Annotated in this window: 16 protein-coding genes; 8 read left to right on the top strand and 8 right to left on the bottom strand. The window is 36.5% G+C overall.

Annotated elements, in window-relative coordinates:
* Positions 1 to 17 precede the first annotated feature (17 nt).
* The 3 genes from ACI6PS_RS01680 to ACI6PS_RS01670 form a co-directional block, all read right to left on the bottom strand.
* A complete protein-coding gene (locus tag ACI6PS_RS01680; RefSeq protein WP_421010805.1) occupies positions 18 to 764 on the bottom strand; it encodes a hypothetical protein in 747 nt (248 codons plus the stop codon).
* Between the two features lie 90 nt (positions 765 to 854).
* On the bottom strand, positions 855 to 1520 hold the full coding sequence (locus ACI6PS_RS01675) for a hypothetical protein (protein ID WP_421010804.1): 666 nt from the start codon (positions 1518 to 1520) through the stop codon (positions 855 to 857).
* A 45-nt stretch (positions 1521 to 1565) separates the two neighbouring features.
* Positions 1566 to 1805: a hypothetical protein gene (locus tag ACI6PS_RS01670; RefSeq protein WP_421010803.1), complete on the bottom strand. Its 240-nt coding sequence runs from the start codon at positions 1803 to 1805 to the stop codon at positions 1566 to 1568.
* A gap of 199 nt (positions 1806 to 2004) precedes the next feature.
* Here ACI6PS_RS01670 and ACI6PS_RS01665 point away from each other — a divergent pair, with 199 nt between their 5' ends.
* The 3 genes from ACI6PS_RS01665 to msrB (ACI6PS_RS01655) all read left to right on the top strand — a co-directional run bounded on the left by ACI6PS_RS01665 (position 2005) and on the right by msrB (ACI6PS_RS01655) (position 3857).
* Positions 2005 to 2868: an alpha/beta fold hydrolase gene (locus tag ACI6PS_RS01665; protein ID WP_421010802.1), complete on the top strand. Its 864-nt coding sequence runs from the start codon at positions 2005 to 2007 to the stop codon at positions 2866 to 2868.
* A gap of 40 nt (positions 2869 to 2908) precedes the next feature.
* Complete coding sequence (gene msrB / locus ACI6PS_RS01660; protein WP_421010801.1) at positions 2909 to 3391, top strand: peptide-methionine (R)-S-oxide reductase MsrB; 483 nt, start codon at positions 2909 to 2911, stop codon at positions 3389 to 3391.
* A gap of 76 nt (positions 3392 to 3467) precedes the next feature.
* On the top strand, positions 3468 to 3857 hold the full coding sequence (gene msrB / locus ACI6PS_RS01655; protein ID WP_421010800.1) for a peptide-methionine (R)-S-oxide reductase MsrB: 390 nt from the start codon (positions 3468 to 3470) through the stop codon (positions 3855 to 3857).
* Positions 3858 to 3949: 92 nt separating this feature from the next.
* Here the strand turns inward: msrB (ACI6PS_RS01655) and ACI6PS_RS01650 are convergent, their stop codons facing one another.
* Both ACI6PS_RS01650 and ACI6PS_RS01645 read right to left on the bottom strand, forming a co-directional pair.
* Positions 3950 to 4654 (bottom strand): SIMPL domain-containing protein, encoded by a 705-nt coding sequence (locus ACI6PS_RS01650; RefSeq protein WP_421010799.1) that lies wholly within the window; start codon positions 4652 to 4654, stop codon positions 3950 to 3952.
* Between the two features lie 53 nt (positions 4655 to 4707).
* The gene (locus tag ACI6PS_RS01645) at positions 4708 to 5334 is read right to left on the bottom strand and encodes a rhomboid family intramembrane serine protease (RefSeq protein ID WP_421010798.1); all 627 of its coding nucleotides are present in this window, start codon (positions 5332 to 5334) and stop codon (positions 4708 to 4710) included.
* A 108-nt stretch (positions 5335 to 5442) separates the two neighbouring features.
* Here ACI6PS_RS01645 and ACI6PS_RS01640 point away from each other — a divergent pair, with 108 nt between their 5' ends.
* On the top strand, positions 5443 to 6336 hold the full coding sequence (locus ACI6PS_RS01640; protein ID WP_421010797.1) for a lysophospholipid acyltransferase family protein: 894 nt from the start codon (positions 5443 to 5445) through the stop codon (positions 6334 to 6336).
* On the opposite strand, the gene ACI6PS_RS01635 is transcribed toward ACI6PS_RS01640, so the two are convergent.
* The 3 genes from ACI6PS_RS01635 to ACI6PS_RS01625 form a co-directional block, all read right to left on the bottom strand.
* The gene (locus tag ACI6PS_RS01635; protein ID WP_421010796.1) at positions 6317 to 7810 is read right to left on the bottom strand and encodes an aminotransferase class V-fold PLP-dependent enzyme; all 1494 of its coding nucleotides are present in this window, start codon (positions 7808 to 7810) and stop codon (positions 6317 to 6319) included. The two genes, ACI6PS_RS01640 and ACI6PS_RS01635, sit on opposite strands and share 20 nt — an antisense overlap.
* Positions 7811 to 7985: 175 nt before the next feature.
* Positions 7986 to 9875 (bottom strand): molecular chaperone DnaK, encoded by a 1890-nt coding sequence (dnaK, locus tag ACI6PS_RS01630; protein WP_421010795.1) that lies wholly within the window; start codon positions 9873 to 9875, stop codon positions 7986 to 7988.
* A 329-nt stretch (positions 9876 to 10204) separates the two neighbouring features.
* On the bottom strand, positions 10205 to 11314 hold the full coding sequence (locus ACI6PS_RS01625; RefSeq protein WP_421010794.1) for a lactonase family protein: 1110 nt from the start codon (positions 11312 to 11314) through the stop codon (positions 10205 to 10207).
* A gap of 180 nt (positions 11315 to 11494) precedes the next feature.
* On the opposite strand from ACI6PS_RS01625, the gene ACI6PS_RS01620 reads away from it, so the two are divergent.
* Genes ACI6PS_RS01620 through ACI6PS_RS01605 form a run of 4 tightly spaced genes read left to right on the top strand, consistent with a single transcriptional unit; the run spans position 11495 to position 15656 of the window.
* Positions 11495 to 13423, top strand: a complete 1929-nt coding sequence (locus ACI6PS_RS01620) for a vWA domain-containing protein (protein WP_421010793.1) — start codon at positions 11495 to 11497, stop codon at positions 13421 to 13423.
* Entirely contained in the window at positions 13420 to 14676 is a 1257-nt protein-coding gene (locus ACI6PS_RS01615; protein WP_421010792.1) for a dihydroorotase, read from the top strand. The genes ACI6PS_RS01620 and ACI6PS_RS01615 overlap by 4 nt, the downstream gene beginning before the upstream one ends.
* 9 nt (positions 14677 to 14685) lie before the next feature.
* A complete protein-coding gene (locus tag ACI6PS_RS01610; protein ID WP_421010791.1) occupies positions 14686 to 15009 on the top strand; it encodes a DUF4870 domain-containing protein in 324 nt (107 codons plus the stop codon).
* Positions 15009 to 15656, top strand: coding sequence for an alpha/beta hydrolase (locus tag ACI6PS_RS01605; RefSeq protein WP_421010790.1), 648 nt, complete (start codon positions 15009 to 15011; stop codon positions 15654 to 15656). The genes ACI6PS_RS01610 and ACI6PS_RS01605 overlap by 1 nt, the downstream gene beginning before the upstream one ends.
* Positions 15657 to 15690: the final 34 nt, after the last annotated feature.

The raw sequence follows: 15690 nt of genomic DNA, 5'->3' as shown, positions 1-15690 counted from the left end.
AGTCTTATCAAATCAATTTAAGGTGCTGGATGGAAAAGCTTTCTTAATTCGATTAAAGTTCCTTGATTCAAGTTTTTATATTGAGACCAACAAGTACAGTTTATTATACTGTTTCTATGTCTTAGTTCTTTCTCTACATCTTTGAATTCATTTTCCGCAATTATTTTCAAAAGCTCATCACCTATTATGTCAGCTAAATATTTTAAACTATTGTTATTATTAACAGAAACATTGGGATTATCTAGTATAAATTTGTTTAGGAAAGGACGTAAAGGAAGTTTTCCTTCAATATTGTTTAAAATTATCATTGATCCCACATCTCTATACTTGTTACCTTTTTTATAATTATCTTTAAATTCAACTAAATCAGAATAATACCAATCTTTTTCTGTTTGTTGCGAATTCCAATGCACGGGATTTACTTTTGTAACCCTAACAGTTTTTATATATTCTGATTTAATTAAAGAAATATCAAAAGAAAATAAAAATGGACCATATTTATTTCGCCTTTTAAATTCAGTATGAATATCCATAGCATCTAAAAAAATCCCATCCCAAATTTCAAATTTTTTATCTTTTGCATCTGAGTACTGCCCTGTTTGAAATAAATGATTATCTTCTACATACTTTCGCGATAAAAGAGATCTTTGGTTTAAAAAAGTAATTGATGTTGCTATAGTATTTGCATGGTACAAGTTCTTTATTCCTTTTTCATAAAGAATTTGGTATAATTCATTTTTATCTAAATCAAACTCTGTTATCATATGACTTTGTATTAGTATTTTTCGCTTTAATATTTTTAAATAAAATTAAATAAAAAACCCCAACGACACGCGTCAGGGTTTCCATTAAAATTACTCTTTTTTGCCACCATAATGGCTCCTCATCCGCGAAACAATTTTCTTAATCACATACTCATCCTTCTTCACATCATCCTTAAAAACAAGTTTCCCGGCATTTGCAATCTTAGCAATCATAGCATAAAGAGCAGTATACACAGCCTTGTTTTCGCTTGTCAATGCTTTCAGCTTATTCATAAAAACATTCTGAGTCGAATTCAAATCCTCTAGCTTTTCCTTCGCATTACCCAATTCCTGTGGAAAATTCGACCTCATGCCTTCCTGTTCCAATACAAACCTATGTTCAGTCAAAAATTGCTTAACATTCTCAATTTTCAAAACCGCACCCTCAATATTATCATTACTCAAATCCTTCTTCAAAGCCGTCACAGCTTTTGTATCCAAGCCAGCTTCCTTCAAATAAGTATTAATAAAATTCAGTTCATCGCCCAAGTAGTCCGCAACCTGATACAACATCAGGGTTGCCTTCTTCTGCTCTTCCGTCATAAACAAAGCACCTTCCAAGGTTTTCACCTCATTCAGCTTCGCTAAAAAACCATCCCTATAAGGTTTCCCTAATTTAGGATATCGAACTACAATCAAATCCAAATCACGATCATAGCTTTTTCCAATAAAATCCCCAAGAGTACTATACTCTTCTACTCTAACATAATTGGTCATATAATAAAAAATTTAAAAGGTTAAAAAAATAACATTTAGGGGTATTTAATATATAGGGGTATTTTTTAAATTTTTATAAAGAAAGAATCCTTCCAACTCGTTTGACGAAGTTCCCAACTCGTTTGACGAAGCTCCCAACTCGTTTGACAAAGCACCCAACACGTTTGACGAAGCTCCCAACTCGTTTGACAAAGCACCCAACACGTTTGACGAAGCTCCCAACACGTTTGACAAAGTTCCCAACTCGTTTGAGGAAGCTCCCAACACGTTTGACGAAGCTCCCAACTCGTTTGATTTGAATCCGATGCCGTTTGATTTCCTTCCGATATCGTTAGATTATCATATATTTTTCACACTCTTACTTTCTAAACCATCATTTTCTCAAAGAACACACACATCACATCAAACAATTTATGCTTTTTTTATGATACCTAAATTTAATAAAAATTGCAGAATATAATAACTTGCATAAAAATTTATTGAAATGGCAAAGAATTCCAAAATTCGAAAGCAATCTTTAAACATTCCGAAGTCAATCCTCGTTACCGTACAGATTTTACAATTTATTTCCCTCAAACTCGTTACCCGCTTCGGAGCCAGATTGTTTGCCACCCCAATAAAACACCGCATGCCCAAGCGAGAATTCGAAATGAACGACAAAAGCCGTCAGGAAAAAGTACTCATTCCCGCCATTTCAAAAGAAGTAATGGTCTATCATTATGGGACTTCCGCCAAAAAAATACTCCTCGTCCACGGATGGTCAGGCCGAGGAACCCAGCTCGTTAAGATTGCCGACGAATTGCTCAAACTCGGTTATTCGACCATCAGTTTCGATGCCCCAGCCCATGGAAAATCCAGCGGAAAAACCACACTAATGCCTGAGTTTATTGCCTCGATATTAGAATTGGAGAAACAATTCGGTCCATTTGAAGCAGCAATCGGTCATTCACTAGGCGGAATGTCGCTCTACAACTCCATGCGCCAAGGACTAAAGCTCAACCGCCTCGTCACCATTGCCAGTGGCGATGTGGTGCAGGACATTATGGACGATTTCACCTATAAACTAAGGATGAAACACAAAGTCAGCAGCATGATGCGTCGTTATTTTGAAGACAAATTCGGCGAAACCATGGAAAGCTTTTCTGCGTATCTATCGGCAAAGGAAATTGATATTCCGGTGCTGGTAATCCACGACAACGATGATGAGGATATCCCCGTAAAAGCAGGAATCCACATCCATAAGTTCCTCAAAAACGGACAACTGATGATTACCAAAGGCCTCGGGCACCGCAAAATCCTCGGCGACGAAAAAGTGATTCAAGCCACAGTAGAATTTATTAAAAATTGATAAAAACCTAAATGCCTTATATGGTTAAATAAAAAAGAGTATGAAAAAGATTGTAGCAATATTAATGGTGATATCAACCTTAACCTCCTGCCAAAGCCAGCAAAACAACAACGATGTGGCGAAGGCCAACTCCAAGCAGACGTCCAAAACCGAAGACGAATGGAAAAACGAACTGACGCGTGAGCAGTATGAAGTCTTAAGAGAAAAAGGAACCGAACGCCCGTTTACAGGCCAGTATTGGAACCATTTTGAAAAAGGAAAATACGTGTGTGCCGCCTGCGGAAATGCCCTATTTGATTCCGATGCAAAATTTGAATCGGACTGCGGATGGCCTTCGTTTGACAAAGCCATAAAAGGATCAGTAATCTATAAAACCGATACGAGCTACGGAATGGAAAGAACCGAAGTGATGTGTGCCAATTGTGGCGGGCATTTGGGTCACGTTTTTGATGACGGTCCTGAGGAAACTACAGGGAAACGTTTTTGCACCAACTCCGTTTCGATTGAATTTGTGAAGAAGTAAGATTTTAATTTACCGCAAATTCGCAAATCTTATAAAAGAATAATTTGCGAATTTGCGGTACCTAACAATAAAAAACATGGAATATCCAATAAAAAAAACAGAAGAACAATGGAAAGCCCAGCTAGGCTTAGAACGTTACAAAATCCTCCGCCAAAAAGGAACCGAGTTCCCGCATTCAGGAAAATACAACATCCATTTTGAAAAGGGAACCTATTGCTGTGGCGCATGTGGCGAACCTTTGTTTGAAAGCCACTCCAAATTTGACGCACATTGTGGCTGGCCATCTTTCGATGAATCCATCCCAGGAAAGGTAGAATACATCAAGGACACCACCCACGGAATGATCCGTACGGAAATTGTCTGCGCCAATTGTGGCGGACACTTGGGTCACGTTTTTGATGATGGCCCTACAGAAACCGGACAACGTTATTGTGTGAATTCGCTTTCGGTAGATTTCAAGAAATAGAACACAGATTTCACAGATTTTCACAGATCAATACAAATAAAAAAGCCGTTAGAATTTAGTTTCTAACGGCTTTTTATAGTTGTTGTAAAATATTACTCTACTCTTGTGTATGAAATTGCATAACTAACGCTTACGTTTGCAATGATTTCAATTTCTCCGATGGCAAGTGTTTGTCCAGCTCCTGCTCCGTCAAAAGATTTCATTTCCATTGCTGCAGCATACATTGGTCTTGGGTAGTAGGCTTGTGTATTATCGGTTACACTTATGATATTTCCTAATTTTTGAGTTGTTGCCGACATAAAATCATCCGCTTTCGCTTTTGCATTCTTCATTGCCAGCTTTCTAGCTTCAGATTTATGCAACTCTTCTTTAGACGATTTGAATTCAACATTTCCAATTGAATTTACGCCTGAGCTTACCAAACCTTCCATCAACTCATCATATTTATTAAGATCTTTCATTAAAATATTAATAGTTTGGGTTGCATAGAAAGTGGTTTTCTTTTTCTCATAATCATATTGCGGATTTAGAGAAACTCTTTGCGTTTGATAGTCTTCCTTGGCAATGTTTGCTTTTTTGATGTATTTGATAACTGCATCAATTTTTTCGTCATTCTGCTTTTTTACTTCTGCAGAGTTATTGCCTCTTGTTTCTACCGAAACGGAGATGCTCACTTGGTCTGGAGCTACTTTTACTTTACCTTCTCCCGAAACAGAAATATTAGGAACTTGTTTTACTTCTTGTGCGTTTGCAACCGTCATGACCATTGTCATTAGGATTAAAAATGTTTTTTTCATGATTGATTTTTTTATTGTTGATATTTGATGTTCGATATTCAAAAGCTGTGCCATTATAGCTTTCCAAGCTTGGCCATTATGAAAAGAATTGCAATTGGAATTGCTAAAGCAACAACTGTCAGCGTGTTATCTGTAAACATATGTGGTTCTTTTACCAATGTAATCAAATAGCCTCCAATTGCTCCACCAAAGTGTGCTGTATGCCCGATGTTATCATTTTTCGCTCGCATACCATAAATTGAATATAATAGATAAAGGATTCCAAAAAGATATGCGGGAATAAAGAAATTAATCATCATCATTGGTTCAAATAATATGGCAGAAAATAAAACTCCTGTTACAGCTCCCGAAGCACCAATCGCACGATAGCTATAATCATCCTTGTGCAATAGCAATGTCAATAAACTTCCGAAAATTAGACTTGAAAAATAAACCAGCAGGAATGAAAGTTCTCCCATGTATCCTATTACAACCGGTGCAAAAAAGAAGAGTGTCAGCATATTAAAAAACAGGTGCGAAATATCGGCATGGAGAAAGGCTGATGAAAACATTCTCACCTGATCACCAGAGCGGATACTCCCAATATGAAACTCATATTTCCTAAAGAAAGAAATATCATTAAACCCTTTAAAACTCACCAAAACATTCAGCAAAATGATTGCTATTAAAACTATGCTCATTAAATAAATATTTATTTACAAATTTAGTCTTTTTGAGTTCAACACTTTTATACATATCACTAATTTCAGAGAAATAGCCTTATATTTGCACAAAAATAATATCCCTCTATGCAGTTACTGGCCTTTCTATTGATATATCCAATATTATGGTGCATTTCAATATTACCCTTCCCAATTTTCTATAAACTCTCTGATGTTGTTTGCTTCTTCGTTTACCGTGTTTTTGGTTACAGAAAAAAAACAGTACGTAAAAACCTAGCCATGACCCTGCCCCATCTTTCCGATAAAGAGCGATTGGAAGTGGAGAAGAAATTCTTCAGCCACATGTGTGATATGTTTTTGGAGATGATTAAAACCATGACTATTTCTGACAAGGAAATCAATAGACGTTTTGTTATTACAAATATTGAACTCCTTAGTGAATATGAAGCTAAAGGAAAGAGTGTCGTTTTGATGTGTGCCCATTACGGAAGCTGGGAATGGCTTATTAATATTGCAAAGAAAATTAATTTCAAAAGTATTGCTGTTTACAAACGAATCGGAAATAAATATTTTGATAAGCTAGTTAGAGATATTCGTTCGAGATTGCATGCTGAATTGGTGGAAACCAAGAAAACAGTGGAGCTAATGGAGTACAATGCAGCTCATGGAATCAAGGCTTTTTATGGTTTTGCCAGCGATCAATCGCCACAACTTGAAAGAGCGAGGTATTGGGATTATTTTATGGGATATGAAGTACCGGTTTATACAGGTGCCGAAATGCTTGCAAAAAGATTGGACATGAATATGGTTTTCGTTAAAGTGAAAAAAGTAAAAAGAGGTTTTTATGAAGCTACCATCATGCCATTGGCTGAAAATGTCAGACAATATCCTGATTATGAAATCACAAGTATCTTTCTAAGAGAAGTTGAAAAACAAATTCTAGAACAACCTGAATATTACTTTTGGACGCATAAGCGTTGGAAACACGTCGGCAAAAAAGCTATTGGGCAAACCAACTAGAAACGATTTCCTTTTCAAACGATTGTGCCTCTTTGTGCAAGAATTCATTCGAACTCTTGTTGTAATCATAGTCATTTGCCCATTCCTGATGATTCTCGGCTAAAGCTTTTATGCTTTGGCAGACAAATTCGACCTCTTCAGAAGTTGTAGTGGGATGAATAGACATTCTGATCCATCCTGGTTTTTGAATCAAATCTCCAGAATCAATTTGACAAGTCAAGCTGTGTGAAGTTTCCTGATCTACGTGAAGCAAATAATGTCCGTAAGTTCCAGCACAACTACAACCGCCACGCGTTTGGATTCCGAATTTATCATTTAAGATTTTCACACCTAAATTGAAGTGCAAATCATCGATGTAAAAAGAAATCACCCCTAGCCTATTCTTATGCTGGCCTGCAAGGATTTTAATATTCGGAACATTTCCTAAAGTTTCGAAAACATAATCCACGATTTCATTTTCTCGTGCAAGGATATTATCAATTCCCATTTGTTCCTTCAACTGAATGGCCAATGCAGTCTTGATTACCTGAAGGAAACCCGGAGTTCCACCGTCTTCCCTGTCTTCAATATTATCCACATATTTGTGTTCTCCCCAAGGATTTGTCCAACTTACAGTTCCTCCTCCAGGATTATCTGGAATCATGTTGTTGTATAATTTCTTGTTGAAAATGAGCACTCCAGAAGTTCCAGGACCGCCTAGGAATTTATGCGGAGAAAGGAAAATCGCGTCCAAATAACTTTCCGGATCTTCAGGATGCATATCAATTTTCACATAAGGACCTGAACAGGCAAAATCTACAAAGCAAACACCATTGTTCTGGTGCATTAATTTCGCCACTTCGTGATAAGGAGTTTTGATTCCTGTAACATTGGAACAAGAAGTAATAGAAGCAATTTTTATCGGACGGTCTTTATATTTCTCTAATAGTTTTTTGAAGTTGTCCATACAAAAAAGCCCCTTTTCACAAGCAGGAACTACTTCAACATCGGCAATGGTTTCCAGCCAAGAGGTTTGATTGGAATGATGCTCCATGTGTGTAATAAATACAATCGGACGCTTTTCTGAAGGAACATTTACGTGCGGTTTTAAGCTTTCAGGAACCTTCAAACCTAGAATCCTTTGGAATTTATTGATAACGCCTGTCATCCCCGTTCCATCGGTAATCAAAACATCGTCCTGATTGCTGTGGACGTGTCTCTTGATAATGTGTCTTGCCTCGTGATAGGCCATTGTCATTGCCGTTCCTGAAACCGTAGTTTCGGTATGGGTATTGGCCACAAAAGGACCAAATTGGTTCATCAGTTTTTCTTCAATCGGACGATAAAGCCTTCCACTTGCGGTCCAATCCGTATAGATGATTTTTTTTCTGCCGAAAGGCGAATTGAATTCTTGGTCAATCCCAATAATATTTTCCCTGAATTTTTGAAAATATACTTCTAATTCTGTTTTTGGTTTGCTTGCTGTAGAAATCATCTTTTGAAACTTTAATGAAGTTCCAAAGGTATAATTATTTTATCGAATAAATAAAAAAGTGGTTTCGATACTAGCAATATCATTTTCTAATTCACAAAAAGGATAATTTATTTGATAAAAACAAAAAACCGGACTGTTTCCAGTCCGGTTACTTCATTTAAAATTGATTGCTCAATTATTTCACTTCTTCGTAGTCAACATCTTGAACGTTGTCTCCTTGAGCTTCACCTTGCGGTTGAGCACCACCTTGAGCTTGTCCAGCTTCTCCTTGAGCATACATTGCTTCAGTAGCCGCTTTCCATGCTGCGTTGATGTTGTCAAGAGCAGTTTGGATTGCTGGAAGATCTTGATTTTCATGCGCCAATCTCAATTCTGTCAAAGAATATTCGATTTTTGTCTTGTGATCATCCGTTAATTTATCACCAAGCTCTTTCAATTGAGATTCTGTTTGGAAAATCATTGAATCAGCTTCGTTCAATTTCTCTGCTTTCTCTCTTGCAATCTTATCAGCATCTGCATTAGCTTCAGCATCTTTCTTCATTCTTTCGATTTCTTCAGCTGTCAAGCCAGAAGAAGCTTCGATACGGATATCGTGCGATTTTCCAGTTCCTTTGTCAGTTGCAGAAACTTTGATGATACCATTAGCATCAATATCAAAAGTCACCTCAATTTGTGGAACTCCTCTTGGTGCTGGTGGAATACCATCCAAGTGGAAACGTCCAATCGTTTTGTTATCAGCAGCCATTGCTCTTTCTCCTTGCAATACGTGGATTTCAACTGTTGGTTGAGAATCTGCTGCAGTAGAGAATACTTGCGATTTTTTAGTTGGGATAGTTGTGTTTGATTCAATCAATTTCGTCAATACACCACCCATTGTTTCGATACCTAAAGATAAAGGTGTAACGTCAAGCAACAATACATCTTTTACATCTCCAGAAAGTACACCACCTTGGATTGCAGCTCCAATTGCCACAACTTCGTCAGGGTTTACTCCTTTTGAAGCTTTTTTACCGAAGAATTTTTCTACTTCGTCAGCAATTCTTGGCATTCTTGTAGAACCTCCAACAAGGATTACTTCGTCGATATCAGATGTAGAAAGACCTGCATCTTTCAATGCTTTAGCAACTGGCTCCATAGAACGTTTTACCAAAGAATCTGTCAATTGCTCAAATTTAGAACGTGACAATTTTTTAACCAAGTGCTTTGGTCCTGAAGCCGTAGCTGTAACGTAAGGCAAGTTGATTTCTGTTTCAGCAGAAGAAGACAACTCGATTTTCGCTTTTTCAGCAGCTTCTTTCAAACGTTGCAATGACATTGGGTCTAAACGCAAGTCAATACCTTCTTCAGATTTGAATTCGTCAGCCAACCAGTCAATGATTGTTTGGTCAAAATCATCTCCACCTAAGTGAGTATCGCCATTTGTAGACAATACTTCGAAAACTCCGTCACCTAATTCAAGGATTGAGATATCAAAAGTACCACCACCTAAATCGTAAACTGCAATTTTTTGATCAGTTCCTTTTTTATCCAAACCGTAAGCCAAAGCAGCAGCTGTAGGCTCGTTGATGATACGCATTACTTTCAAACCTGCAATTTCACCAGCCTCTTTTGTAGCCTGACGTTGCGCATCGTTAAAGTAAGCTGGAACAGTGATAACTGCTTCTGTAACTGTCTGACCTAAATAGTCTTCAGCTGTTTTTTTCATTTTTTGAAGTGTCATTGCTGACAATTCTTGTGCAGTATACAAACGACCATCAATATCAACACGTGGTGTATTGTTGTCTCCTTTTACTACGCTATAAGGTACTCTTTTTGCTTCTGTAGTAGTTTCTGAGAAACCTTGTCCCATGAAACGTTTGATAGAAGCAATAGTTTTAGTAGGATTGGTTACCGCCTGTCTCTTAGCAGGATCTCCTACTTTAATTTCTCCACCCTCTACAAAAGCGATGATAGATGGCGTTGTTCTTTTTCCTTCCGAGTTAGGGATTACCACTGCCTCGTTACCTTCCATTACAGAAACGCAAGAGTTTGTTGTTCCTAAATCGATTCCAATTATTTTACCCATTTTATTATATTTAATTTTAGTTTTTTATTTGTTTAAACTTGATTCGTCTAAAAGCAATGACTGTGCCATCGGAAAAAATAAAAGAAATTGGCAGTTTTTAAAGTGACTGTCTTTATTAAATATGACAAGATGACATTTTTAAGACCATTGTTTTTATGACAAAGTTTGGCATAAATGGTTTAAAAGAAGCCTAGAATTTTTAATCTAGCCCCGATACTGGAATTGTCTGAGCTCTTAAAACTGTGAACAACAGTTTTAAAGCTCCCGAAGTTTCGGGACAGTAGCGGGAAAATGGATTAAACAATTCCAAGGTGGTGCTTCTGGAAATTTTAAGGCGTAAAAACCAAGCAAACTGGCGCACAAAGTTCGATGCGCTTTTTTGTATCGGTCAATTTTCCCGTCAGTTTATCTATCTTGAAAATAACTACATTATTAGTGTATTGATGCGCCACTAAAAGAAAATTACCTGATGGATCGATGGCAAAATTCCTCGGTCCTTCGCCTAATGTTTTTAGGTTTGTCTTGTAATTGAGCTTGCCATTTTTCATAATTTCAAAAATGGTAATGTCATTCACGGAACCTCTGTTTGTGGCATAAAGGTATTTCCCGTCAGGTGAAATATGGATGTCAGCACCACCTATTTCACCTTTAAAATCATCTTCAATAATTTGTGCTTCCTCGATTTTTAGCAATTCTTCGTTTGTATAGGAAAAAACCGTGATGGTTCCGTCAAGCTCCTGAAGCAGATAGGCATATTTTCCGTTAGGACTAAAAGTCAGATGTCTTGGTCCGCTTCCCCTTTTTACACCGATGCTGTCCTTGATTTCAAGAATATTGGTCTCAGAATCAGGATTGTATTTATAGATATAAATCTTATCTGTCCCCAAATCATTGGCCAAAACATATTTTCTGTCTGGCGTAAACTGCACCATGTGAACGTGGGCACTTTCCTGTCGTTGCTTGTTTCGGCTCGAACCTTTGTGTTGCACAACTTGCTTTGCAGGAGTCAAACTTCCATTGGCATTTTTCTTGAAAACCGAAATATTTCCACCAGAATAATTGGCTGTGATTACGTTTTTTGTATCATTCAAAATATAACACGGGTCTTCTCCTTCCGATTTTTGTTTGTTCAAAGCTTTCAGCGTTCCTTTTTTAGAATCGAAGGCAAAAGAACTTACCGTGCTTTCTTTTCCGTTTTCGTTCACGCTGTACACAAATTTATTGTCTTCAGAAACAGTCAAAAAGCTTGGATTGACTACTTTTTCAGTGGAAGATTTCAATTTGAAATCGGCTGTTTCGGTATTAAAATCATATACATAAATGCCTTTGCTTTCGCAGGAATTAGTATAGGTTCCGATAATTAAATTCATATTGGTTTGTTGTGCAAAACTCGCTTTTGAAAGCAGAATGAACGTTGCGACAGATAGAAATTTCTTCATTTTTATAATTTAATTGGGTAACAAATTTAGCTTTTTGATCGCTTGAAATCATTTTTATCTAACGGCTTTTGCAAATTTTTATGATTTAAAAATCAAATTTTAAACGCAAAAAAATATAAAAAGTAGTATTTTTGACAGCAATTCGGTGCACTTAATACTTTTGAAGCAAATCAAATCAGAATGCAGTTTAAACATCCAGAAATTCTTTATTTTCTTTTTCTACTTCTCATTCCAATTCTGGTTCATTTATTTCAATTAAGACGCTTCAAAAAGGAATATTTCACGAATGTCCGCTTCCTTAAAGAGCTTTCCATACAAACCAGAAAAAGTTCTAAACTCAAAAAATGGTTGCTTCTCGCTACACGACTTCTAATTTTGGCTTGTATTGTTTTTGCCTTTGCCCAACCTTTTTTCAAGGCAAAAGACAGTAATAATACGACAAATGAAATGTATATCATTTTGGACAATTCCTTCAGCATGCAAGCCAAAGGACAAAAAGGCGAATTGCTGAAAAGAGCCGTGGAAGATTTATTGGAACATGCTCCTGAGAATCAGAATTTTTCGTTGATAACCAATTCAGAGACTTTTTGGAATACTGATGTGAAATCCATTCAAAAAGAACTTCAGAATTTAAAGTACAGCGCTTTTCCTTTTCAATTGGAAAGCCTGATGGCAAAAGTAAAATCTAGAAAATCGCCTTATAACAAGGATGTCATCATTATTTCGGATGCTGTTGGTCTGGAAACTTCGGATTTGAAAAGCATTTCTCCTGAATTCAATACCTATTTTATACATCCGAAAGGCGAGCAAAAAAACAATATCTCGATTGATAGTGTTTTCATCGAAAATACGTTGGATAATTTTTATGAAATTGGTGTAAAATTATCTGCTTATGGCGAAAATACTGCCGAAACTCCAATTGCCATTTACAATGAAAAAAAGCTGATTGCAAAGACATTGGTGCAATTCAGCGAAAAAGAAAAGACCATCAACTTTACGATTCCAAAAGAAGATTTTCACGGCTATGCTTCGGTTTTGGACAATTCTTTGGAATACGACAACCAATTGTTTTTCAGTATTACAAAACCAGAAAAAACTAATGTAATCAGTATTGGAAATGCTGAAAAGAGCCAGTTCCTTTCTAAAATTTATACCGAAAAAGAATTTACCTATTCTAATTTTGAGTTGAATGCTTTGGACTATAATTTGCTTGAAAAGCAAGATGCCATTGTGTTGAACGAATTGAAGGAAATTCCGCAGGCACTGCAAACCACCTTGAAATCGTTTATTGAAAAAGGTGGAAATGTGGTGTTGATTCCTTCAGAAGAAAGTTCGGTTTCCAATCTAAACAGCTTTGTATCCAATTTTGGAAACATTCAATTCAAAGCTTTGCAGAATACAGAAAAGCAGATTACAAAAATCGCCTTCAACCATCCGCTTTATGCGAGTGTTTTCGAAAAGAAAATCGATAATTTCCAATATCCAAATACGAAAAACGGTTTTCAAGTTGCATCAAATTCACCAGCAGTCTTGAGCTATTCCGACCAAAGTGCATTTTTGACAGCCATACAGAATCAAGTTGCTTCACTTTATGTTTTTTCGGCTCCGATAAACAAAATAAACAGCAATTTTCAGAATTCCCCTTTGATTGTTCCAACGTTTTATAACATGGCGCAAAGCAGTCAGAAAACGGGTGTTACGGCTATAAAAATTGGAAACAATACTCCGCTTCTGGTTGATGCTTTAATGGCAAAAGACGAAATTGTTTCGGTAAAAAATACAGAAGAAAATTTCGTTCCTGTTCAGCAAATTTTGAACAACAAGGTAAAATTGACTTTTAACGATTACCCACAATTGGCAGGTAATTTTGGTATTTATAAAAAAGACGAATTATTAAAAAACATCAGTTTCAATTACGACAGGACCGAAAGCAATGTCACATCAGCAAACATTGATTTGCTTGACGATTATAAGGTAATTGATTCCATCGAAACCGTATTTGACACCCTACAAACCGACAGAACCAACAACGAAATCTGGAAATGGTTTGTGGTCCTCACCCTACTCTTTTTAGTCACTGAATTATTTATTCAAAAATTTGTAAAATGAACCTAATCATCCGAGAAGCTAAGATTATTGATTCGAAAAGTCCCTACAACAATCAAGTTGTAGATATTGAAATTGCTGATGGAATCATTAAAAAGATTGGTGTAAAACTTAAAAATACTGATAAGGTTGAAGAAGTGAAACTGGATAATCTCCACGTTTCACAAGGTTGGTTTGACAGTAGTGTTTCGCTTGGTGAACCTGGTTTTGAAGACCGCGAAACAATTTTGCACGGCTTGAATGTGGCTGGTAGAAGTGGCTTTACTGGGATAGCTTTGCAACCGAACTCTTCGCCTATTATCGACAATCAATCGCAAGTTAATTTTGTAAAAAACAGAGCCAATAACCTTGCAACGGAACTTTTCCCAATTGGAGCTTTGACCAAAAACAACGAAGGAAAGGATTTGGCCGAACTTTTTGATATGAAAAATGCCGGAGCTGTTGCTTTTGGTGATTATAATAAGAATTTAGACAATGCAAATCTGTTGAAAATCGCATTGCAGTATGTTCAGGATTTTGATGGATTGGTGATTGCCTACAGTCAAGATTCCAACATAAAAGGTAATGGTGTTGCCAATGAAGGAATTGTTTCAACAAGATTAGGATTGAAAGGGATTCCGGCTCTTGCCGAAGAACTACAAATCGCCAGAAACTTGTTTATTTTGGAATATACGGGTGGAAAATTACACATTCCGACGATCTCTACTGCAAAATCCGTTCAATTGATTAAAGAAGCAAAAGCGAAAGGTCTGCAAGTAACGTGTAGTGTTGCTGTACATCATTTGGTTTTAACCGATGAAAAACTGGACGGTTTTGACACACGTTTTAAAGTAACGCCACCACTTCGAACCGAAGCCGATAGAAAAGCATTAATCAAAGGTGTAAAAGATGGCACAATTGACATGATTACATCCGACCATAATCCGATGGATATCGAACATAAAAAGATGGAATTCGATTTGGCCAAAAACGGAACAATCGGTTTGGAAAGTGCTTTCGGAGCTTTGATGACTGTTTTACCTATTGAAATTATTGTAGAAAAACTTACTTCAGGTAGAGATGTTTTTTCAATTGAAAATGAATCAATTGAAGAAAATAAAAAAGCAAATATAACTTTGTTTTCAACCGAAGAAAATTGGACTTTCGAAAAAAGCGACATCCTTTCGAAATCTAAAAATTCAGCCTTTATCGGAACAAAAATGAAGGGTAAGGTATATGGAATTTGCAACAAAGGAAAATTAAATATTTACAAATAAGTGATTGAAATGAACAGTATAGAAGAAGGAAAAAATATGGCCATTGTGAGCTACATCACGATAATCGGATCGTTTATAGCATTAATTATGAACAATGAAAAGAAAAATGCATTTGCCAATTTTCACATCCGCCAAGCATTAGGAATATTCGTTACCTTTTTTGCTTTTGGTTATTTTATCAGTTATTTTGATAGCTGGATGATAACATCAGCGTTTTGGCTCTTTATTTTTATTTTATGGATTTATGGTTTTTTAGGTGCATTGGACGGTAAAATGAGAGTTGTTCCGATCATCGGTGAATTTTACCAAAAACTTTTTAAAGGAATTCAATAATGAGCTTATCCCTGTACCATCTCATTAGAGAACCAAAAGTAAAACTAGATAAAAATCCACTGATATTACTACTTCACGGTTACGGAAGCAACGAGCAGGATTTGTTTTCCTTTGCAAGTGAACTTCCCGAAGAGTATTTTATAATCTCAGCAAGAGCGCCTTATGATTTACAATACGGAAGTTATGCTTGGTATGCCATCAATTTTGATGCGGATGAAAATAAATTTTCCGACCACGATCAAGCCAGAACTTCACGTGATATAATCGCAAATTTTATCGATGAGTTAATTGAAAATTATCCGATAGATAAAGAAAATGTAACCTTAATCGGTTTCAGCCAAGGAACGATTTTAAGTTATGCTGTTGGATTATCTTATCCTAAAAAAGTACAGCGAATTGTTGCTTTGAGCGGATATTTAAACGAAGAAATCATCAAAGAAAATTTTCAAGAAAACGATTTCAGCAACTTGAAAATGTTTATTTCCCACGGAACAGTAGATCAGGTAATTCCTGTAGATTGGGCTAAAAAAGCACCTTCGGCACTTGAAAAACTGGGAATCAAAACGGTTTACAAGGAATATCCGGTTGGTCACGGTGTGGCACCACAAAACTTCTTTGACTTGAAAAATTGGCTGGAAAGCAACTAATATATTTAGGCACAGATTCACAGATTTCAGTGAA

Source organism: Flavobacterium sp. PLA-1-15, assembly GCF_049060005.1.
In the GTDB taxonomy this organism is placed as follows: domain Bacteria; phylum Bacteroidota; class Bacteroidia; order Flavobacteriales; family Flavobacteriaceae; genus Flavobacterium.
Note: the sequence above shows the minus strand (reverse complement) of the source record. Positions and strands in the feature narration are given on the sequence as shown.

Bases quoted from the DNA above. Each gene is read 5' to 3' on its own strand.
- ACI6PS_RS01650 (WP_421010799.1), bottom strand. From the start codon at position 4,654: ATGAAAAAAACATTTTTAATCCTAATGACAATGGTCATGACGGTTGCA.
- ACI6PS_RS01675 (WP_421010804.1), bottom strand. From the start codon at position 1,520: ATGACCAATTATGTTAGAGTAGAAGAGTATAGTACTCTTGGGGATTTT.
- ACI6PS_RS01615 (WP_421010792.1), top strand. From the start codon at position 13,420: ATGAACCTAATCATCCGAGAAGCTAAGATTATTGATTCGAAAAGTCCC.
- ACI6PS_RS01605 (WP_421010790.1), top strand. From the start codon at position 15,009: ATGAGCTTATCCCTGTACCATCTCATTAGAGAACCAAAAGTAAAACTA.
- ACI6PS_RS01620 (WP_421010793.1), top strand. From the start codon at position 11,495: ATGCAGTTTAAACATCCAGAAATTCTTTATTTTCTTTTTCTACTTCTC.
- ACI6PS_RS01645 (WP_421010798.1), bottom strand. From the start codon at position 5,334: ATGAGCATAGTTTTAATAGCAATCATTTTGCTGAATGTTTTGGTGAGT.
- ACI6PS_RS01680 (WP_421010805.1), bottom strand. From the start codon at position 764: ATGATAACAGAGTTTGATTTAGATAAAAATGAATTATACCAAATTCTT.
- ACI6PS_RS01625 (WP_421010794.1), bottom strand. From the start codon at position 11,314: ATGAAGAAATTTCTATCTGTCGCAACGTTCATTCTGCTTTCAAAAGCG.
- ACI6PS_RS01640 (WP_421010797.1), top strand. From the start codon at position 5,443: ATGCAGTTACTGGCCTTTCTATTGATATATCCAATATTATGGTGCATT.
- ACI6PS_RS01610 (WP_421010791.1), top strand. From the start codon at position 14,686: ATGAACAGTATAGAAGAAGGAAAAAATATGGCCATTGTGAGCTACATC.
- msrB (WP_421010800.1), top strand. From the start codon at position 3,468: ATGGAATATCCAATAAAAAAAACAGAAGAACAATGGAAAGCCCAGCTA.
- msrB (WP_421010801.1), top strand. From the start codon at position 2,909: ATGAAAAAGATTGTAGCAATATTAATGGTGATATCAACCTTAACCTCC.
- dnaK (WP_421010795.1), bottom strand. From the start codon at position 9,875: ATGGGTAAAATAATTGGAATCGATTTAGGAACAACAAACTCTTGCGTT.
- ACI6PS_RS01635 (WP_421010796.1), bottom strand. From the start codon at position 7,810: ATGATTTCTACAGCAAGCAAACCAAAAACAGAATTAGAAGTATATTTT.
- ACI6PS_RS01665 (WP_421010802.1), top strand. From the start codon at position 2,005: ATGGCAAAGAATTCCAAAATTCGAAAGCAATCTTTAAACATTCCGAAG.